The sequence below is a fragment of the Mycoplasma mobile 163K genome (genome assembly GCF_000008365.1).
GTDB lineage: Bacteria > Bacillota_I > Bacilli_A > Mycoplasmatales > Metamycoplasmataceae > Mycoplasma_J > Mycoplasma_J mobile.
Genome location: NC_006908.1, coordinates 729,224 through 750,429, shown reverse-complemented (window position 1 = coordinate 750,429; position 21,206 = coordinate 729,224). Strand labels below are relative to the sequence as shown.

Below are 21,206 nucleotides of genomic sequence, written 5' to 3'. Positions count from 1 at the left end.
AAAAACTTTAATTGTTTTTGTTGTGAAAAAATACATGCAAGACAAACTATAAATTAAACATTAATATCAAATTTTCTAAGTTTTTTAAAAGTTATATTATATTTTTAAAAACAAACAAGAACTAATTTTAAATCATAAAAAATTTTTAGTAATGCTATAATTATATTAGAGAAGGTGTAATATTATGAAAAAAGCAAATTTATTTTTAGGAGTAACAGCAGGAGCTTTAGCAAGTACAGTTGTTATAGTTCCACTTAGTGTTGTAGCAAACCAAAATACTAAAGAAGTAGGACCTGTTAATCCTGTTGGGCCTGTTAATCCTATTAATCCAACTGAACAACAAATTAAAGAACAAATAGAAAAAGAACTAGAAAATATTCCAAGCACTATAGTTGTTGGTACAACTAATTTACCTAATAACATCATACTTAATGTAGATAAGTTTCCTAATACTTTACCATCTGAAGTAAATGAAACTAACCTTAAAGATTTTATTCAAATTAATAATGTAAATGGTGTAGATTTTGAAGTATCTTTAAAGCCAAATGGAGCAAATGATGTTACCGGAGAATTAGTAATTATTGTAACTAGTTCTATTGGAAATGTTATTGTTCAAAAAGAAATTACTATTGATGGATTCCAAACAGAGCAAGAAAGAGCCCAATTACTTAAAGAACAACAAGAAAACATTTTAAAAAGTGAACTTGAAAAAATTAATACTTTAGAAATTTTTGAAGTTGCAAAAAACACTTTACCTTCAGAAGTAACTAATCAAAATATTACAGATTTTATCAAAGTGCCAGTTTCTTCTAATGGTGTAGATTTTGAAGTATCTTTAAAACCAAATGGAGCAAATGATGTTACTGGAGAATTAGTAATTATTGTAACTAGTTCTATTGGAAATGTTATTGTTCAAAAAGAAATTACTATTGATGGATTCCAAACAGAGCAAGAAAGAGCTCAATTATTAAAAGAACAACAAAAAAACATTTTAAGAAGTGAACTTGAAAAAATTAATACTTTAGAAATTTTTGAAGTTGCAAAAAATACTTTACCTTCACAAGTAAATAATCAAAATATTACAGATTTTATCAAAGTGCCAGTTTCTTCTAATGGTGTAAGTTTTTCTATAAAAATTAGTGAAACAGCTAGCGGTAGCGATACAAATGGATTTGTTGTTGTAACTCTTGTAGGTTCTATTGGTGATTTAAATCAAGGAAAAACAATTATTGTAAATGGGTTTAGAGCTCTTAGTCCAGAAGAAGTTCAAGAACAAATTAATATTGCAGCAGATAGAGATATTCAAAATGAATTAAACTCAATTTCAAGTTTAGAAAAAACATCTCTTGCAAATAATCTTGCTTGACAAACTGCTGTTTTATCAGGAAATGCTACAAGCCTTGTTAATATTCCACAAAGCAAAAATGGAGTTCAATTCTCATTGAGATATGTAGATGGAAGTGTTCATTTTGGTCTAGGAAATTTCAGAATTGAGTTAATAGGTTCTAAAAACGGAAGAACAATTAGTAAAATTATTGAAATTACAGGATTTCCTGTTTAAAAACATAAAATCTTAATTTAAAAAATACAGCAAAAATTATTGTTGTATTTTTTAATGAACATATCAAATTTTTTTGATCTTGAAAATACTTTTAATTTTTACTCAAAAAGTTAATATATTTTTTCTTATTAAATAAGATTTTATGTAAATCTAATAGTAGAAATATCTTGATTATTACTAATTGAAATTTTGTGAGTAGCTCTAATTACATAAAAATTTTTAGATTTTATTTTAAGAAAATAATAAATTTAACAAAAAGCAAATATTCTTATAATTTAATTCAAAAAATATATTTTGATTATTAGTATAAAGATTCTAAATTTAAAAACTATTTTAAAACATTGTTAAAAATCTTGTATTAAAAAAAGTTCTTATTAATAATGATATAATAATAGTAGAGAAGGTGTTAAATATGAAAAAAGTAAATTTATTTTTAGCAGGGGCTGCAGCAACTTTAGTTAGTACAGTTGTTATAGTTCCAGCTAGTATTGCAGCAACAAAAACAACTCCTAAAGAAGTAGGTCCTGTTGATCCAGTTAATCCTATTAGTCCAATTGAGCAACAAATTAAAGAACAAATAGAAAAAGAATTAGGAAATATTCCAAGTATTATAGTTGTTGGCACAACTAATTTACCTAATAATATCATGCTTAATGTAGATAAGATTCCTAATACTTTACCATCTGAAGTAAATGAAACTAATCTTAAAGATTTTATTCAAATTGATAATGTGAATGGTGTAAATTTTGAAGTGTCTTTAAAACCAAATGGAGCAAATGATGTTACCGGAGAATTAGTAATTATTGTAACTAGTTCTATTGGAAATGTTATTGTTCAAAAAGAAATTACTATTGATGGATTCCAAACAGAGCAAGAAAGAGCTCAACTTAAAGAACAACAAAAAAATATTTTAAGAAGTGAACTTGAAAAAATTAATACTTTGGAAACTTTTGAAGTTGCAAAAAATACTTTACCTTCACAAGTAAATAATCAAAATATTACAGATTTTATCAAAGTGCCAGTTTCTTCTAATGGTGTAAGTTTTTCTATAAAAATTAGTGAAACAGCTAGTGGTAGTGACACAAGTGGATTTGTTGTTGTAACTCTTGCAGGTTCTATTGGCGATTTAACTAGTGAAAAAACAATTATTGTAAATGGTTTTAGAATTATTAGCCCAGAAGAAGTTCAAGAACAAATTAATATTGCAGCAGATAGAGATATTCAAAATGAATTAAACTCAATTTCAAGTTTAGAAAAAACATCTCTTGCAAATAATCTTGCTTGACAAACTGCTGTTTTATCAGGAAACGCTACAAGCCTTGTTAATATTCCGCAAAGTAAAAATGGAGTTCAATTCTCAATAAAATATGTAGATGGTAGTGTTCATCTTGGTTTAGGAAGATTTAGTATTATTTTATCAGGTTCTAAAAATGGAAGAACAATTAGTAAAACTATTGTAGTTACAGGATTCCCTGTTTAAAAACACAAAATCTTAATTTAAAAAATTACAGCAAAAATTCTTGCTGTAATTTTTTATTTAGTGTATCAAATCTTAAAAGGTGAATTTATAAGAAAAAAATAAATATTTTAACTATTTAAATATAAAAGAATTATAATTTTATTGTTATTTTAATTACAAATAAAAATTTTAAAATTTAGACAATATAAATAAGCTTAAATTTTAAAATCCTTTTAAAGGATAGTTAAAAACATTATTTTAAAAGCAAAAATTTTTAGTAATTATATAATTATTTATATAGAAAGTGTACATTATTATGAAAAAAGCAAATTTATTTTTAGGAACAGCAGCAGCAGTTTTAGGAAGCACAGTTATTATAGTTCCAGTAAGCATTGTAGCAACAAAAACCCCTAAAGAAGTAGGTCCAGTTGGTCCAATTAATCCTATTATCACAATTGAGCAACAAAAAAATATTTTAGGAAATGAACTTGAAAAAATTAATACTTTAGAAATTTTTGAAGTTGCAAAAAATACTTTACCTTCACAAGTAAATAATCAAAATATTACAGATTTTATTAAAGTGCCAGTTTCTTCTAATGGTGTAAGTTTTTCTATAAAAATTAGTGAAACAGCTAGTGGTAGTGACACAAGTGGATTTGTTGTTGTAACTCTTGTAGGTTCTATTGGTGATTTAACTCAAGAAAAAACAATTATTGTAAATGGGTTTAGAGTTCTTAGTCCAGAAGAAATTCAAGAGCAAATTAATATTGCAGTAGATAGAGATATTCAAAATGAATTAAACACAATTTCAAGTCTAAGTATAACTGATTTTGGAAAAACTCCAGCTTGATCAAATGATGTATGAAGTATTGATAAAATTGTTAATACTCCTAATCCTCAAAATGGAGTTCAATTCTCATTAAGATATGTACAGAGTAGTGTGCATTTTGGTGAAGGAAGATTAAGTGTTGTCTTAATAGGTTCTAAAAACGGAAGAATACTCGAAAAAACTATTGTAGTTACAGGATTTCCTGGTAGAAACTAGATAAATAGATATCATTAATTGTCATAAAAATTTAAATAAAACCCACAACAAAAACTCTTGTTGTGGGTTTTATATTGAATATTAAAATTTATATGATTTTAATTTGTTATTTAAATTTTTTAAGATTTTAATTTGTTATTTAAATTTTTTAAGAAATATAATAAATATTTAATTTTAATTTTTTTACATTTACAATTTATTTATACTCAAAATATCAACAGGTATTTAAATTAAATATTTTTAACTTTAAGTTCTTTTTGAATTGTAGGAAGTGATTTTATTAAAGCAACATCTTTTTCTACATTACTTAATCTAGTATCAATAGATTTAACATCTGATTTTAAAATACTAACATCTTCTTTAATGCTACTTATATCAGTTTTCATGCTCAAAATAAGTTTTTCTAAGCTCTTTAAAGTTGTATTTGATTCAGCCATAATTTCCCCCACTAACTTTATATTCTCATTGCTTTCCACTGTGTAAAATTTCGTAAACTTCAATTTTTGAAATATTCATTAAATTTTTTAATTCCTCTTGAGTTTTTTTAATCATTTTTATTATATTTTATAATATTATTCAATTGTAGAAAAATAATATTTTCTTTGTCTCCTTGTTTATTTTTTATTTCATTCCTCTAAAACTAATAACTAAAAATACAAATATCTTTTGTAATTTAGTAAGATTTTTTTAAAATCAAAAAATAAATAAAATACATGAAGAACTCAAAAAACAATCAAAGAGACTATTTTTTGAGAAAACTCTTAAAAGAAACAATTAAAAACTCCTAAATAAACAAATTTGTTTTTTTGTTGAAAATATTAATCTTTGAACAAGTCATCTAATGAAAATTTAAATAAATCAATAAACAAACTAAAAAAATCTATACTAGAAATTTTTAAAGATTTTTATATATTTTCATTTTAAAAAAATGAACATTCAAAAGATTTAAAATTAAAAATGGAAATAATAATTCTAAAAATGACAAGAAGCTTATTTTTAAAAGGTAAAAACGACTTTATGTTAAAACATCTCCCCAAACAATTTTATATAATTTTTAGTTAAAAATGGATTCAATTGCAAATAAAAAAGCATATGATATGAATTTGAAACAAAAAGAAAACACAGAATATTTCAATCATCACAGAAAAGATTATCTATCAGAAAAAGCAATACAAAATTTACTTCTTAGGTTAAAAAAATGCTTATATTGTCCCTGAGAAACTAATTTTTACAAAATTATGTTCTTTGATAAAAAAATAGAAAAAGATGATAGATAAAAATTAAAATAATATCTTAATACTTTTATTTCTACCAAGATGAAATATTAACAATTTTTAAATTCTATTAAATTTTTTTAAAAACTTCATTTAGTTTGTGAATTTTTACATCTTGCCATCTAATTTTTTGAACATTAAATTTTTCTTGTTTTTTTGAAGATCTCAATTTTGATTTTGCATATTTTATTAAGCAATATTTTCTTTCTTTAGTTGGTTGATTTTTGTTATATTTATGCATTAGTCAAATTACTAAAACCCCTGCTAAAGCTCCAATAAAAATTGCTAACATTCAAAAAATAAAAGCAATGAAAATAATTAAACCCAAATTTAAATTAGATATTAAAGTTGTTCTTAAAAGTGGTGCCACAAAAATTCCTCCATGAGGAGCTGCTATTGTTACACCTAAAAGTGAAGAAATCATTCCTGTTAAACCTGCACTAATTAAATTTGCAAGGACTAATCTTTTGGGATATTTTGCAGTTAAGGGAATTGCTCCTTCAGAGATAAAGCTAAAACCAAAGATTCAATTTGCTTGGGATTCAATTCTTTCTTCTTTTGATCAAATTTTATGATTAATTAAAGTTGAAAGAGCAAGCATAATTGGAGGAACCATTCCAGCTGCCATAACTGCTGCCATAACTTGTGATTGTCCTTGAGTAGCAATAGATAAAGTTGAAACTGCAAAAACATAAGCAGCTTTATTAATTGGTCCTCCTAAATCAACTCCCATCATGATTCCTGCAATTAAACCTAATAATCATGCTAATTCAATTCTTCCTGTAAAAAGATTTAAAAATTGTGAAAAACCAAAGTTCAAATACAATAAAGGAATATTAATAATCACAAATAGTGAAGCAATAATTAAAGTTCCAAAAAATGGTACAATAATGATTTGTTTAATTCCATTTAGTGATTTAGGAAATTTATGCAGCACGTATTTCATAAAAATAATAATCATAAAAGCACTAAAAAAAGAACCAACAATTGCCCCAAAAAATCCTGAAGAACTAGAAGCAAATAAAGGTATATTAAAAATTCTTACATAAACAGGATTAAAGGCTCCTGTAGAAATAAAACCAACTACAAAACCAGGAAGTAAACCAACTCTTCCAACAATAGCAAAACTAATATAAGCAGCAAGAATGGCAATAAAAACACTAAAACTAATACCACCTAAAGAATTGAATCAGTGAGCAACAACATGAGTTTTACCAAAGTCATTACCTGCAGGAGCTCCTGCAAAAGAATCAATTAAGAATCCAATCGCAATCATAATTCCACCAAATACTACAAATGGCAACATGTATGAAATACCTGTTAATAAAGCTTTATAAGATTTTTTACCAAAATTTTTCAAAGTAAATTCTTCATTATCATCAGTATTATTATTTTCATTGATTTTTCCAGTGATGTTTTGTAATTTGGTTCCTTTTTTAGCAAGAATTTCTTTTATTAATTCTTCACTATTTTTAATTGCTTTAGATGTAGAAGTCTCAATTATGTTATCTAAATTTTTAAACCGAATTGTTTCAATATTACGATCAATTGCTAAAATTAGTCCTTTGGCTTTTTGAATTTCCTCAGAACTAATTTTATTTTCAATGCCATTTGCTCCTTGAGTTTCAACTTTTAAATTAATTCCTAATTTTTTACCAGCTTTTTTTAGTTTCTGTGCAGCAAGATAAGTATGAGCTATTCCTGTAGGACAAGAAGTAATAGCAAGAATATATTCATCTTCTTTTTTCTTATAATTTTTTTCTTTTATTTCAATAGCTTCTTTATTCAATTTATCTTCATAAAGACTTACTAAGTCTAAAAATTCTTCTGAAGAATTTATTTTAGCTAAATTATTTTTAAAATCTAAATTAGAAAATAAATTTGCTAATTTTTGTAAAGTAAGAAGATGTAAATTATTTTCTTCATCTTTTTTAGTAATAGCAATTGCAAAAATATATTCAACTTCTAAATTATCTAAGGAATTTCAATCAATTCCCTTATTCTTAATAAAAACAATGACATTTTCTTTCATTAATTCATTTCTTATATGTGGAATAGCAATTTTGTTACCTATTCCTGTTGAAATTTCTTCTTCTCTTTGATTAAATTCATTATATAAAATTTCGCTATTAGAAGCATAATCATTTTCAGCTAATTTATTAGAGATAAATTTTATTACTTCTTTTTTATCATTTAATTCTTCATTTATGAAAATTAAATTTTGTCTAAACATATCTTTTAACATCATTTACTTCTTTTATTTATATATAAATTATATTCTTTATTTTGCGATTTTTCTTTCTAATCCCAAACAAAAGATAAACTGAGCTTAAAAAATTATTCCTTGTTTTTTTATTTAATTTATAGTCTAGTGCACAAAATTTTTTAATTCAATACTTATAAATAATTAGGAGCATTTTAATTATAAAACAACAACCAGAGTAACCTCTAGTTGTTGTTTACCTTTAAATTTAGTAATTTTAACTATTTCAAGAAAAAGTTCCATCTTTTTCTAAGTTAAGATTTGTATGAAATACAGCAAAACTATCAATTTTTCCAGGGTATAAGTACATATATTCTCAATATCATTTTTCATTTTTAAATGAAGGACATTGTCCTTTAGCACCAATTTGAGAGTAAATGTTTGTTAGAGGAAATTCACTTAATAATTGCACTTCATTTTTATACTCTACAAAAACAGGGACAATATATTTTGATTCTTTATCATTAAGAGGAATTTCAATTACCATTGCATATCCTGTTCAAAAATTTGATCACTGCCAATCTCAAGTAGATGAACTAGCTGGAATTGTATGCAAATATCATTTATTTATACCATTATCAGAATATCAATAATTTATAGATTGATTTGTATTATTTTTTAATGCAAGAGCATTTCCAGGCTTACCAGCTGTTTTTATTGGGTTCAATTCAACATTATTGATGTCATTATTATTTTTTAATTTTCCGGTTTTCTCCATATTTAATCTCCTTATTTAAATTATAAAACTTTTATTTTTGAAACTAAAAATAAGGACAAAAATTTATTTTCTTTTGAAGTTATAAATTTTTAATACTTGTTCAAGATTATATTTAAGAACTGAAGATAATCTTGAAGAAGACAATTTTATTAAGTAAAAATGAATTCATCACTACTAGGTAGTTTGAAAACAAATTCCCCAACACCAATAATTTCTCCGCGAGTTGCAGCTCTAGTTGTAAATTCACTTAAAAAAGAAGTGTGATTTGTAATTGCAGGAACATCTCCAACAGCATTTATGATATTACTATTCAAAGCATAAATATTCACAACAATTGTTGCATTAATACGTTTTTGTGGCATAAAATATTGATGATTTGTAATTGGAGATTCAGGACTTCAAAGAAAATCTTTTTCTTTGGTCCAAGTGTTTTTTCTGTTGTGCTATTATTCAATCCGTAAATAATTCCATTTTTAGGAGCAAGATTTGCTAATTGAGAAGGTAAAGAAACAACACCTTTTACAGTATTTTTTGCTGATGGAACAACAGCTACAAAATTAGTATAAACCTGATTAAATACATTCCGGTATTCAGAAATTGTAACTAAATATGAATTTGCTCCATTTATTGAGTTTCAAGATAAATTAGGAATTGTACTATTTGTTGTTACAATTCAATCACCATATCCACTTGCTCCATTTTTTCTATCGTTTAAAAATTTACCAAATAAATTACCATTAGCATCTACTGAAGTACTTTTAATGTTTGAAATTGTTTGAATATTTTCTGAATATAATCTCGGTGCAGTTACAGGAGAATTTTCAGGATGCATAAATGATCAATCAATAATATTGTCTCATGAAAGGAAAAATTCCTCACTTCCTGTCCCTCTTATTTTTGATTTTGGAACAACCTGATTATAGAAAAAATCACCATGCATTCTATTTAAAACTTTAATATTTAAAGTTTTTATTCTTTCATATAAATGACCTAAAGCAAATCCTTCTTGTATTTCTGGCACATCTGCATCTAAAGCAAGCACAGAAATTTGATAATAATGTCCTGCATTAGGTGTAAATGGGCTATAATATCCACTTTGAGTCCTAACAAAACTTAAATCTGAACTACTTCACTTATTAGGATTCAATAGTCTAAAATTATTTGGAATTTGTGAATTTCAAAAATTCCTTCCTTCAAATGGATCGTTAAAATCGCTAAAATCATTAAAATATCGATGACCTGAATTTCTTCCGATTGTTAAAGATTCTCTAATAGCACTATTAGCTTGAGCGGCTAAATCTTCTGGAATATTAATCATTCCATTAGCATCAGGAGCAATTTTAATATTTGCTAGAGCTCAATGTACAAATGGAGCCCCAATTACATTTGTTGCTTCATTATCTATAATTACTAAAGCATATGATACTGCTCCAGAAACAGCTTTAAAACTTATTTGAGGAGTAATAGCGCCTAAAGGCCCATTATCATTAGCAGCTCCAAATTTAGGTTGCAAGACTCCATTAATAATTGAAGTAGAACTAATTCTTTGGGTTGTAGATTGTGTTGTTGTGGGCACTGTTGTTGTATTTGTTCCACAGGCAAGAACTGCAACAAGAATAATTCCTAAAGCAGAAATTGCAGTTGAAGAATCAATTAAATTTTTTCTGAATTTTTTCACTTTCATCCTTTCGGCTCAATTTTCTTAATATAAATCTATAAATTATTAGATAATGATTCCAAAAGAAAGAAAAATATTGTATTCATTTTAGCTAAATTATTAAACAAATGATTCATAAATTTCTCTCTATAAAAATAGATTCACATTTGACTTATTTTTCTTAATGTTTCAAATAAAAACTATTTAAATTATAAAAATTATCAAAAAAATTTCTTATTTAAAATTGAAATATTCTTAGAATATTGATCATTCTATTTATAATTTAGTATTTGCTAAAACTTAATATTAAAAATAGAGTTGTTTTAAACGTTATCCTCTTAAATAGATTTAATTTTTTAATTAGTCAAAATTTTTAAAAAATAAGCAACAAATAAGAACAATTCCTTATAATTTATTTGTATATTTCATAAAATAATTATTGCAAATATATTTAAACATAAATCTTTAGGAGACAAATAATGGCAAAAGAAATAAATCTTAAATTAAAAGAAGATGAACAAAAAATTTTAGAATCATTCAATCAAAAATTAGCTGAAAATTTTAAGAAAAGAAATTTACTTAAAAATGGTAATGGTCCTGTTAATAAAAATACAAATGTAACTACTGTTGATTATTATACTTTTTTAAATCACCCTAGTACTGCTATAAATCTTATAAATCAATCAAGTTCTGAAATTACTTATTTTTATACTGATGATGGAATAAATAAATGATACCCTCATTCAATAGATTCTAAAAATGAACTTTGAGATTGACAATGATCAAATTTTGATACAAGAAATGCAATGGTAGTTCAATTACCAATAAATAAAACACAAACTAAATTTATCGTAATTCCTTTATCAAAATATTATGCTCCTGAAGGTGGTGAGACTCCTTTAACAAATATTTATTCTCAAATTGTAACTAAAGATACTATGCCTAGTTTTAATAATGGTAAATGAACATGAGAAAATAAAGATTTATTCCCAAGTAGTGTTGATAATTCATTTACATTCCATGCAAGATTGTATTTAAGAGATAATGGAGATTTTGAATGAGTTGGAGCATTTTAAATAAATATAGTTAATAAGAATTAAAAATTCGATTAATGATTCATTTTACAAATAAAAGAAAATTTAAAAATTACCAGATTAATGGTAATTTTTAAATTATTATTTTTACTTTATTTAATTAAATTAATTAAATAGTAGCATTTGTTGTACCACTACCTGGTAAGTTAAAAACAAATTCTCCAGCAGCTATAATTCCATCACGATTAGCAGCTCTAGTAGTAAATTCATTTAAGAAATGAGATCCATTTGTAAGAACTGGATTTGTACCACTAGCAGTTGTAATATTACTTTTTAAAGCATAAACATTAACCACAATAATTCAATTAGCACGCCCTTGAGGCATAAAGTAATTAGCATTTTGTTTTAACATAACATTAATTAATGAAGCTCCTCCTGTTGCAATAACATTGTCAGTTGAACTACTATTTTTTCCATAAATTACACCATTTGTTGAATTAGCATTTGCTAATTGAGACGGTAAAGTCACTTTATTATTTGTTGTATTGGCTTCAGCTGGAACAACAGCAACAAAATTTGTAAATGGAGCTTGATTAATATTAGAAAAACTGTAATTAGAAATTGTAACTAAATATGAATTTGCTCCACTTACAGCATTTCAACTTAAATTAGGAATAGTGCTATTTTGTCCAAGTGTATCAGCAGTAGCATTAACTCCATTTGTTCTAGCATTGAAAAAGTTAGCTTGTAAGTTTCCATTTGTTACAGAAGTTGAAGCAATATTTGCAATATTAGGCACTACACCTCTGTATAATCTTGGTGCAGTTGTAAGTGAATTTGCTGGGTGTTCAAATAAAGAATCACTTCCTTGTCTTTGAACAACTTGATTATAGAAAAAATCACCATACTTTCTATCTACAATTTTTATTCCTTGAGTTTGAATTCCTGAATAAAGATCAGCTAAAGTAAATCCTTCTGCTAATCCTGTAACTTCTTTATCTAAAGCTAATACAGAAATTTGGTAATAATGTCCTGCATTAGGAGGAAACGGACTAAAATATCCAACAGAATCTGGTCTTTGAAATCCTCCTGGAATTGCACTATTAGCATTCATAAAACTTGAATTTCTTCCTTGAGTAATTAGAGCTCTTGCAGCAGCATTTGCTTCTGAAGCAATATTTTCCGGAATGTTAATCATCCCATTTGCATCAGCCTTAATTTTGATATTAGCAATTGCTCAATGAATAAATGGAACACCAATTACATTTGTTGCTTCATTATCTAAAATAACTAAAGCATACGAAGTTGCTCCAGTAACAGATTTAAAACTTAATTGAGGTGTTTCAGCTCTTAATGGGCCATTATCATTAGCAGCTCCAAATTTTTTTCCTAAAACACCATTTACAATTGAAGTTGATGTAATGCTTTCAGTTGTTTCTGTAGTTGTTCCACAAGCAATAACCGCAGCAGGAATAATTCCTAAAGCAGAAATTGCTGCTGAAGAACTAATTAAAATTTTTGTATTTTTTTTCATTTTCATCCTTTAAAAATTTATTTTGAATTATTTGTTTTGTTATAAAACATACTAATTATATAATAGAATCATTGTATATTTTGAAAATGGCAAAACTTAAAATAGAAAATAGATTTTTCTTTTAAAAATTAATTCAAACTCAAAAATCTGACTTTTTTCAAGAATCATCAATACATTTCTTACTTTTTACTAAATTCATTTTAAAAGATACTGGTTTTTTTATTAGTTTTAAATTAAATTAATAAAAATCTTTAAAATTAATTTCTATAATAAATATTTACTTTTAAAGTATTTGGAGGTCTTATGGCGTTAAAAGCAGGAATTGTAGGATTACCTAATGTTGGAAAATCTTCTTTATTTTCAGCATTAACAAATTTACATATTGAAATGGCAAATTATCCCTTTACCACAATAGAACCTAATATTAGTGTTGTTGAAGTAAAAGATAAACGTTTAGATGTTTTAGCAAATATTGTTAAACCTAAAAAAATTGTTCATGCAACTTTTGAATTTGTAGACATTGCAGGCTTAGTAGCAGGAGCTTCAAAAGGTGAAGGTTTAGGTAATCAATTTTTAGCAAATATTAAAGAAGTTGATCTAATTGTTCATGTTGTAAGGTGTTTTGAAGATAAAAACATTATCCACGTTGCTAATTCTTTAGATCCAATTAGGGATTTAGAAATAATTAATTTAGAATTAATTCTTGCTGATTTACAAAGCGTAGAAAAAATTATTCAAAGAATTCAAAAAAGAGCCTTAAACACAGGTGATGCGGCACTAAAATTTGAATACATCACTTTATTAAGGGTTAAAGAATCTTTAGAAAAAAGCCTTTCTTTAAGAGATATTGATTTTTCTGAAAATGAATTAAGAATTGTCAAACTTTATCAATTTTTAAGTATTAAACCAATAATTTATGTAGCAAATGTTGGAATGGAAGATTTAAAAAACCCTAATAATTTTTTATTATCTTTACAAAATTATTTAACTAAATTGAATCAAATTTTAATTCCTTTAAGTGTGCAATTTGAACTTGAAGCTTCACAATTAAAATCTGAAGAGGAAAAACAAGATTTTTTAGAAATGTTTGAAATGGAAAAATTAAATATAGACATATTAATTCAAACAACTTTTCATACTTTAGGGCTAAGAACTTATTTTACAGCAGGAGTTCAAGAATTAAGAGCTTGAGTTTTTAAAGAAAATATGAATGCACAAGAATGTGCCGGAATTATTCATACGGATTTTGCAAAAAAATTTATTAAAGCTGAAATTATTTCTTATGAAGATTATGTTAAACATGGCGGAGAAAAAAATTCTAAAGAAAACGGAAAAATGAAACTTGAAGGAAAAACTTATTTAATGAAAGATGGAGATATTTGCTATTTTCACTTTGGAAAATAATTTATTATTAATTAATAGTTTTGTATGAAATTTTTGCAAATAAAAAGTATCTATTTTTGATACTTTTTATTTTTTAGAACAACAGCTTTTATTAAATCTAAATCTTCTCCATTTTCATCTGCTTGATAAATTAAAGAAGCTATATCTTTTGGTAGGCAACTACCTCCAAAACCCCTATTATTTTTATAAACAAATGTATGAGAAGAACCAATTCTTGGATCACTAATTCAAGCTTCTCTTGCAAGATTATAATTAATATTCATTTTTTCAGCTAAATCATACATTTCATTAACAAAAGTAACTTTTAAGGCTAAAAACGCATTTTCCATATATTTTGCAAGTTCAATTTCCTTTGCTGAACTTTGAATTATTTTCACATTAGAATTTTTAACTTCTTGATAAACTTCAATTGCTTTATCAATATTTTTTTGTTCACCACCAAAACTTATTCAATTTTGATTTTCCAAATTAGAAAAAGGGTGGTTTGTAGTTTCCCCATAATATTCAGGTTGAAAAACAATATTTTTTTTGTATTTTTCTGAAGCATAATCTGTAAATCCAATTCAAACTGTTGATCTAATAATAAATAATTTAGAATCAATTTTTGATATTACATCTTCTACAAATGATGTATCGCAAGATCCATTTTTTTTCATAGGTGTTGGAACACATACAAAAACAACATCGCTATTTTTAATTTTTTCTATATCATTATATTTAGATTTATGTATATCATATATGATTGCTTCTTTGAATAATTTATGCATTGCTTGTCCAACATGACCATAACCAACTATTGATATTTTCATTTTCTTACCTCTTCTATGATTTCGTAAATGTTACAATTCATGAAATTATTTATTTCTGTTTTTACTATTTCATCTATATTAAGATTTAATTTTGTTATTTTTTTTCACATTCCCTTAATGTAAAAATACAATTCTAATGTATGAATAATTAAAGATTCTTTATTTCATTGTTTATCTTTAAAACTCATATATTCATTAAAACCAATAATGTATCTTTGTACACTTTCTCAGCTTAGTTGAATTGATCCAAAGTGGCGTAGATGATTTACAAAAATTGGAACCTTAGAAAATCTATATTTTTTGCTTAGATTAAATGTTCGATATGAATCGTATCATATTAAAGATTTGCCTTTATATTTTTTTCATTCAAATTCTTCTAATAAAATATTTTTATTAAAGTAAATACTTGCTCCTCCTGTTGTCGTATCATTACTATTTTCTTTGTCTGTAAATTCTCAAATATCTCTAGCATAAGATTTGCCTGACAAAATTTCTTTTAAATTATTATAATTCTCTATAAAAGTATACTTTTGATAATCTGAACTATTAAAATCACTATCATCAAATCAATTTTTTTCAAATCCTATTAAGTTTTGTTTATGAAAATAAAAATCAGTTAAAGAAGATGCTAATGTATAAAATGCTGGAATAGGAGAATCTTTTTTATAATATAAAGAAATAAAATCATATATTTTAGAATATTTTTTAATTTTTAAAAAATCCTCTACATTCAAATTTGTAAAATCAATATCACTATCTAAAATTCAATACATATCTGCATCAAGTTTAAATGCCTCCTGATGTAAAGTGACTCTTGAATTTCTCATATCACTTACTTTGTTGATTATTAAAGTATTTTTATTAGTCTTAAATTTATTTATAAGATCTTCTTTTGTTGTATTAATTAATAAAAAATAATTAAGATTCATCTTTTTCAAATGAGCAAGATTATTTAATAAAATTTGTTCACTTTCTTGATTTGTAATTGTTAAAGCATAAACTATTTTCAATTTATCACCTCTTCAATCTGATGCAAATCTAAATGTCTTTTATTAATATCATTAATTTTATTTTTATCTATTAAATGTCAAAAATGCTTGTAAAATTTTCTTAATTCTTCTTTTTTATCTTTTTTATTTGTAAGACGGTCTTTTGAATCAACATAGTGATAAGCAACTACTTTCTCAATCACACCAAATTTAACTTCTGGGTGCATTAGCAAATTGATATTAAAAGCTCGATCTGTTGCCGTCTTAATATTTTTAGGCATTCCGCCAGATTCTAAAGCTAAATCAAGACAAAAAATTTTATTAGATCCTTCCACTCCCGGGTTACCATATAAAAAATCATTATATGTTAAAGTGTTCTCAAATTCTAATGTATCCAAAATTCTATGATTGCTTTTATATTGCAAATATCCTGATATAAAATTAAAATTTTTTTGAACTAATTTAGTTCCATTTTTAATAAAATTTAAATCTCATTCATCATCATCATCTAAAGTAGCAATGTAAATTTGTTCATTTTTATAAATTTCTTTTATTCTAATTAATGCTTGCATTGTATTATTTGCAAGACCTTTTGTAAAAGGGTTAATCAAAATATTTTCATTTATATTAATTTGCTTTTCAGAAGCAATATAAATATCATGTAATTTTTTTGTTTGCTGTTTCATTGAGTTTAAACTTTTTGTTAAGTCCCTTTTCCCTGTAGTTGTTATTAGACCAATTATTTTATGATTATTCATTTTTTTGATTCATTTTCTTTAACTAAATTTTCACTTGTTTCAAAATGATTTTCTAAATTTTCTAAGGGTGTATCTTCCTGAATTTTCTTTAAAAATTCTTCAGCTTTATTAAAATCACATTTAGTCGATAAATCTTTTTCGAAATCATAAATGTAATGCACTTCTTTGTCATTATTAAATTCAGTTTCTCTTCTTATTTTTAAAGTAGAAATATTTTTTTCACAAATATGAATAGAATGATATTCTGCAATTTTTTCCAATTCAATTTCTTCATGACATAAATAAATTATATTATTTTTTGATTCTTCAAACACAGCATCGTAAAATAATTTGAATTGTGGGTCCTGTTTTTTCAGTTCTTCAAAATCCTTTTCTGTAATGTAAGATCTCATTGATCTTATTATTTCTCTTGAATTTACATTTCTAAAATTCTTAACTAAATAATAATTATCTCTTATTATTCCATAAAAATTTTTTTTGAATTCCGTTTCATCAAAAATTTTCATTTTTAAAAAAGATGAACCAAAATCATTGTAAATTATTTTCCAAATCGGACCTATTTTGTTTATTTTTCCAAAATTTTCCAATTTATTATCATCAATAAAATATTTATCTTTGTATTGCTTTCTTAAAGAGTGAATGGCATCTGAAAACTTTAATGTATTAGTAGGATAGACAATATCTTCATATTGAATTGAAAGATTTTTTTTTAAATTTTGATCATCTGAAGCACAAATTTTTAAATCTTTTTCATGATTTATCATTTCTTCATAGGCAAATTGTTTTTCAGAGGAATCCTTCTTGTTTTTCATGCTAGAAAGATTAGATTTTTTTGTTAATTTATTTAAATTTAAATTTAAATAAATTCTTCCTTCATTGCCTAAATTAATGCTTTTCAAATTATCCTTATTACTCTTTTGATTTGAATAAATAAACTTCCTTTTTTCTTCAAAATTTTTCTTAATTTTCTCTTCTGTAAAAAATTTGTAAGCATATTCATATGCTAATGAATAATTTGTTTTTTTAAAAATTTTTCTCATCTCAAAAAGCCAACCAATTATAAAATTGTTGTAAAATTTTTCCCTACTTTTATTAAAATGAGAAATTGCAGAATAAGACATAATTTTATTTATCAATTTATTGTCTTCTGATTCAATAATGATGTAAAATTTTTCACTTTCTATCTCTTTTTCTATTTTTATCAAAAATTTTTTGGTTTCATCAACAATTATTTCTTGCTCAGTTTCTTCAAGGAATTTTTTAATTTCTTCATGGACATTAATAAAAATAATTTTTTTAACATGAGCTAAATTTTCTTTAAATTTCATTCTATAAAGTCAAATAGCATTATTAAAAGTAATAGAAGAATGATACCCTCAAGGTAAATAATAATGCTCTAATTTGTTTTCGAATCTCTTTTTCTCTCCTTTAAAAGAAGATAATAGAGTTCAATTATTTTTTTCTACTTTGTGTTTATCAATTAAAACATCAATTTTTTCTGATTCATAATTAGAAAAATTAATTATGAGTCCTTTCTTTTTTTCATCATTCATATTATTCTAAATGCTCCATTTTTTTAATTTTATCTTCAGTATATTTCTTTGCTTCTTTAGACTTTGTTTCAGTTCAATGTTTTTTCCTATTTACTTTGATTCTTCTATCTAATAAAGGAATTATTTTTCTTGGATTATTTGTATATAAATTGACTTCTTTAATTCCTAATTTTCTTATTATTTCTCCTGCCATATCAAATTTCCTTGCTTCTGTTTTTCCTGTCTCTTTTATCATGGCATCAACAGTATCTAAACCTTCTTTTTCAGTGTTGTAATAAGCATTTAATTTATGTAACATTCCGAATCCTCTTCCTTCTTCATAAGCATAAAGTAAAAGTCCACCCTCTTTTTTCATTAATTCATTAAAGCTTTCCAATTGATCTTTGCAATCACACATAATTGAACCAAAAACCTCTGAAGTCATACATTTATAGTGGATTCTTGCATTAACTATTTTTTTTAAGTCCCCATTTCATTTGATTACAAATTCTTTATTGTGCGATGGAACTTCAAAAGATTTCATGTTGAAAAATCCATCAGATGTTTCCATTAATATACTTTTACTTTCTTGAAAAACAGAATCAAAGTCAAATCTAAATGAAATTAAATTTTGCTTTTCAGAAATATTTAAATCCAAAATTAGATCATCTAATTCTTCCAAAGCAATTTTCAAATCATTGCTATAAAAATTAAAAATAATTAAATTATTATTTTCATTGCTAGTAAATCTGTTTTTAAAATTAATATTGATTCCAAAACTCAAATTAAATTCACGAAGAATTTTATCAACAATATCGTCAATTCATTTCAGTGTTCTTAGAAGAATTCTATCTTCTTTTCCTTCTATTAAAATGATTTTTTTACTTATTTTAAATTTGTAAGTAGCTGTTTTTTCAGATTCTTGATTTTCATATTTTTTTAATTCTGTGAAAACTAAATCAGAATATTTTTCATTAAGTGATAATTTCAAAAAAAATTTTTTGAAATTATTCTCTTTTATAATCATAAGTCCCTTCATAAAATGAAAAGGCATGCAATTTATTTTAATAAAATAAATTAAAGTTAATTATCATGCCAAATCATTGTTAGCATAATAATTAATTGAATGAGTCATGAATTTAATTCACAAAAGAGTTGATCAGCAATTTGCCTTGCTTTTCAATAATCTTTATCATGTCAATTGGCTAACATGTTTATTATAAAGAAAATAAATTTTATTTTTAAATTATTTTTATTTAACTATAATATAAAAATTATTAGGGGCTTAGTATAGTGGTAGTACAATGGATTCCAAACCCATGTGCACGGGTTCGATTCCTGTAGCCCCTGCCATATATAAAAATACCTTATTTATTAATTACTTTTTTACATTTAAGAAATATTCAAAGTTTGATTTGAAAATTTTATTTTTTATTCATTATTTTGTATAATGTTTAAATGAATAACTTACAAGTAAATGAAGACCAAAAAAAGATTATAAACAATCAATTATCTTTAGAATTATATAAACAAGTTTTTAACCTTTCTTCTAAAGCATCAATTCTAGGTTTAACTGTTTTTCTATCAATTATTTTAGGAATTTTCTTTCGTTTGGTATTTAGTTCACTTTCTAGTTCACTTTCAACTTCACTCAACCCACTTTCATCTAAGTTTTCACTTGAGTTTTTTTTAATACATATTATTTATACTTTTTGGCATACAGCATTTATTATTTTATTTTCTTTATTTTTTAGTGTTCCATTTTGATTCACATATAGTATTCTTGCTTTAAAAAAAGCAACTCATTTTTCCTCTACAATAATTGAAAATAGAAAATCATCAATTGTTTTAATGTTGAATTTAGGTTTAATTTTAGGTTTTATTGGGATAGGTTTTATTTTTCAATTTATAGCAAGTATTTTTATTTCTTTTAATATTAAAAAAATTGAGCCTCGTTCCAATTTACAAGTTTACAAATTTAATTTTAAAATTTCAGTTATTACAGTAATTCTTGAACTTGTTTCTATTGTTTCTATAATTTTTTCGACAATTTTTTTACTAATAAATATTTTCATAAATGGCTCACTAGATAGTGCTTTTATTCTTGTTATGTTTTTTATGTCCTTATTTTTTATTAGTTCGATAGTTTGATTATTTTTTAGTATTTGAATTTTTGTAAATTGATTAACGTTATCTAAAAATAGTAATAAATCATTTATACAATTAATGCTTGGATTAGGACTATTTCTAGGAATTATTTTTAAGATAGGGTTTGTTTTTCAATTTATAGCATCTATTAAAATGAAAAATGAAATTAAAAGGCTAAAAAATTAATATTATCAAATGAACTAAATTTTAATAGTTTAAAGTAGTGATTTTATTTTTAAAAATGAGAATTTATATTTCTAGAATTTTGCTATAATATCACTATGAATCATAAAATTTCTCAATTATTAAAGATAAGATCTTGTGCAAGAAAAGCAGCCATTTTTGAAATAGTTTCCTTTATTTCATTAATATTAGCAATCTTTTTGGTAGCTTCTGTTTTTTTTATTCCCGGATTAATAATTTTATCAATTATTTTGTTTCTTGTTGCAATAGTAACAAGTATTAGTTGATTAGTTTTGAGTATAATGAGTGTTATAAATTCAGATTCAGTTCCTAATGATGTTTCAACAATGTTGCTTTTAGGACTTATTCTTGGTTTCTTTTTCCAAATTGGGTTTATTTTCCAATTTATTGCAAGTGCAAAAATTTCCATTTTATTAGATAATTTAAATTATTCAGATCATAATAAATTTCCAAAAGAGAATAGCAATGACATTAAAAATCAAAATAATAGTTCTAATTTTAATAGTGAAGAAAACTTGAAAAAGGGATCACTACCTATTCCTATTATTTTAGAAAATAATAATAGTTACAAAAAAATTGAAGTTGAATCTACTGAAAATGTAAAGATAACATCAAATTTAAATAATTCATCTGAAATAGAAGAAACTTTATTAATTAAATCAGGCAAAAATTCATATCCTGAATACATTTTAACTTGAACATCGTTTAAAGTTTTTGAAAAAGCAGGAATTTTTAAAATAAATAAACAAGAATAAAATTAACAATGTATTTAAAAATACATTTACAATTTGGAGTTAAATTTGTTTATAATTAAAAT

Annotated in this window: 19 protein-coding genes and 1 tRNA gene; 9 read left to right on the top strand and 11 right to left on the bottom strand. The window is 24.4% G+C overall.

What is annotated here, in order from left to right; translation table 4 throughout:
- The first annotated feature begins 184 nt into the window (after positions 1 to 184).
- From MMOB_RS03315 to MMOB_RS03305, 3 genes are all read left to right on the top strand, one after another.
- The gene (locus MMOB_RS03315; RefSeq protein ID WP_011265129.1) at positions 185 to 1,561 is read left to right on the top strand and encodes a lipoprotein 17-related variable surface protein; all 1,377 of its coding nucleotides are present in this window, start codon (positions 185 to 187) and stop codon (positions 1,559 to 1,561) included.
- 412 nt (positions 1,562 to 1,973) lie between these two features.
- Positions 1,974 to 3,041, top strand: coding sequence for a lipoprotein 17-related variable surface protein (locus tag MMOB_RS03310; RefSeq protein ID WP_011265128.1), 1,068 nt, complete (start codon positions 1,974 to 1,976; stop codon positions 3,039 to 3,041).
- A gap of 295 nt (positions 3,042 to 3,336) precedes the next feature.
- Positions 3,337 to 4,065: a lipoprotein 17-related variable surface protein gene (locus MMOB_RS03305; protein WP_011265127.1), complete on the top strand. Its 729-nt coding sequence runs from the start codon at positions 3,337 to 3,339 to the stop codon at positions 4,063 to 4,065.
- Between the two features lie 230 nt (positions 4,066 to 4,295).
- Here MMOB_RS03305 and MMOB_RS03655 read toward each other — a convergent pair whose 3' ends face one another.
- The gene (locus MMOB_RS03655; protein ID WP_156768877.1) at positions 4,296 to 4,502 is read right to left on the bottom strand and encodes a hypothetical protein; all 207 of its coding nucleotides are present in this window, start codon (positions 4,500 to 4,502) and stop codon (positions 4,296 to 4,298) included.
- Positions 4,503 to 5,129: 627 nt separating this feature from the next.
- On the opposite strand from MMOB_RS03655, the gene MMOB_RS03295 reads away from it, so the two are divergent.
- Positions 5,130 to 5,342 carry a hypothetical protein gene (locus MMOB_RS03295; protein ID WP_041362987.1) on the top strand — a complete coding sequence of 71 codons (213 nt, stop codon included), beginning with the start codon at positions 5,130 to 5,132 and terminating at the stop codon, positions 5,340 to 5,342.
- A 67-nt stretch (positions 5,343 to 5,409) separates the two neighbouring features.
- Here MMOB_RS03295 and MMOB_RS03290 read toward each other — a convergent pair whose 3' ends face one another.
- The 4 genes from MMOB_RS03290 to MMOB_RS03280 form a co-directional block, all read right to left on the bottom strand.
- Positions 5,410 to 7,587: a PTS fructose transporter subunit IIABC gene (locus MMOB_RS03290; protein ID WP_011265126.1), complete on the bottom strand. Its 2,178-nt coding sequence runs from the start codon at positions 7,585 to 7,587 to the stop codon at positions 5,410 to 5,412.
- A gap of 232 nt (positions 7,588 to 7,819) precedes the next feature.
- Positions 7,820 to 8,320 carry a hypothetical protein gene (locus MMOB_RS03285; protein WP_011265125.1) on the bottom strand — a complete coding sequence of 167 codons (501 nt, stop codon included), beginning with the start codon at positions 8,318 to 8,320 and terminating at the stop codon, positions 7,820 to 7,822.
- 149 nt (positions 8,321 to 8,469) lie between these two features.
- Positions 8,470 to 8,634: a hypothetical protein gene (locus tag MMOB_RS03650; RefSeq protein WP_156768876.1), complete on the bottom strand. Its 165-nt coding sequence runs from the start codon at positions 8,632 to 8,634 to the stop codon at positions 8,470 to 8,472.
- Positions 8,616 to 9,998, bottom strand: coding sequence for a hypothetical protein (locus MMOB_RS03280; protein ID WP_156768875.1), 1,383 nt, complete (start codon positions 9,996 to 9,998; stop codon positions 8,616 to 8,618). Before MMOB_RS03280 ends, MMOB_RS03650 begins: the two co-directional genes overlap by 19 nt.
- A 458-nt stretch (positions 9,999 to 10,456) precedes the next feature.
- Between MMOB_RS03280 and MMOB_RS03275 the strand changes: the two genes are divergently transcribed.
- Positions 10,457 to 11,053 carry a hypothetical protein gene (locus tag MMOB_RS03275; protein WP_011265124.1) on the top strand — a complete coding sequence of 199 codons (597 nt, stop codon included), beginning with the start codon at positions 10,457 to 10,459 and terminating at the stop codon, positions 11,051 to 11,053.
- Positions 11,054 to 11,180: 127 nt separating this feature from the next.
- Here MMOB_RS03275 and MMOB_RS03270 read toward each other — a convergent pair whose 3' ends face one another.
- Positions 11,181 to 12,545, bottom strand: coding sequence for a YbhB/YbcL family Raf kinase inhibitor-like protein (locus tag MMOB_RS03270; RefSeq protein ID WP_041362984.1), 1,365 nt, complete (start codon positions 12,543 to 12,545; stop codon positions 11,181 to 11,183).
- A 303-nt stretch (positions 12,546 to 12,848) separates the two neighbouring features.
- Here MMOB_RS03270 and ychF point away from each other — a divergent pair, with 303 nt between their 5' ends.
- Positions 12,849 to 13,949 carry a redox-regulated ATPase YchF gene (ychF, locus tag MMOB_RS03265; RefSeq protein ID WP_011265122.1) on the top strand — a complete coding sequence of 367 codons (1,101 nt, stop codon included), beginning with the start codon at positions 12,849 to 12,851 and terminating at the stop codon, positions 13,947 to 13,949.
- A gap of 50 nt (positions 13,950 to 13,999) precedes the next feature.
- Here ychF and MMOB_RS03260 read toward each other — a convergent pair whose 3' ends face one another.
- From MMOB_RS03260 to MMOB_RS03540, 5 genes are read right to left on the bottom strand one after another with little or no spacing between them, the layout of a single operon-like run.
- Positions 14,000 to 14,758 carry a UDP-glucose/GDP-mannose dehydrogenase family protein gene (locus tag MMOB_RS03260; protein ID WP_011265121.1) on the bottom strand — a complete coding sequence of 253 codons (759 nt, stop codon included), beginning with the start codon at positions 14,756 to 14,758 and terminating at the stop codon, positions 14,000 to 14,002.
- Positions 14,743 to 15,768: a hypothetical protein gene (locus MMOB_RS03255; protein WP_011265120.1), complete on the bottom strand. Its 1,026-nt coding sequence runs from the start codon at positions 15,766 to 15,768 to the stop codon at positions 14,743 to 14,745. The genes MMOB_RS03260 and MMOB_RS03255 overlap by 16 nt, the downstream gene beginning before the upstream one ends.
- Positions 15,759 to 16,505: a hypothetical protein gene (locus tag MMOB_RS03250; RefSeq protein ID WP_011265119.1), complete on the bottom strand. Its 747-nt coding sequence runs from the start codon at positions 16,503 to 16,505 to the stop codon at positions 15,759 to 15,761. Before MMOB_RS03250 ends, MMOB_RS03255 begins: the two co-directional genes overlap by 10 nt.
- The gene (locus tag MMOB_RS03245) at positions 16,487 to 18,058 is read right to left on the bottom strand and encodes a hypothetical protein (RefSeq protein WP_011265118.1); all 1,572 of its coding nucleotides are present in this window, start codon (positions 18,056 to 18,058) and stop codon (positions 16,487 to 16,489) included. Before MMOB_RS03245 ends, MMOB_RS03250 begins: the two co-directional genes overlap by 19 nt.
- Position 18,059: 1 nt before the next feature.
- On the bottom strand, positions 18,060 to 19,064 hold the full coding sequence (locus MMOB_RS03540; RefSeq protein ID WP_050707646.1) for a GTP cyclohydrolase II: 1,005 nt from the start codon (positions 19,062 to 19,064) through the stop codon (positions 18,060 to 18,062).
- A gap of 252 nt (positions 19,065 to 19,316) precedes the next feature.
- On the opposite strand from MMOB_RS03540, the gene MMOB_RS03235 reads away from it, so the two are divergent.
- From MMOB_RS03235 to MMOB_RS03225, 3 genes are all read left to right on the top strand, one after another.
- Positions 19,317 to 19,390, top strand: a tRNA-Trp gene (locus MMOB_RS03235).
- Positions 19,391 to 19,495: 105 nt separating this feature from the next.
- Entirely contained in the window at positions 19,496 to 20,371 is an 876-nt protein-coding gene (locus MMOB_RS03230; RefSeq protein ID WP_011265116.1) for a hypothetical protein, read from the top strand.
- Between the two features lie 95 nt (positions 20,372 to 20,466).
- Positions 20,467 to 21,144 carry a hypothetical protein gene (locus MMOB_RS03225; RefSeq protein WP_011265115.1) on the top strand — a complete coding sequence of 226 codons (678 nt, stop codon included), beginning with the start codon at positions 20,467 to 20,469 and terminating at the stop codon, positions 21,142 to 21,144.
- The last annotated feature ends 62 nt before the right edge of the window (positions 21,145 to 21,206 follow it).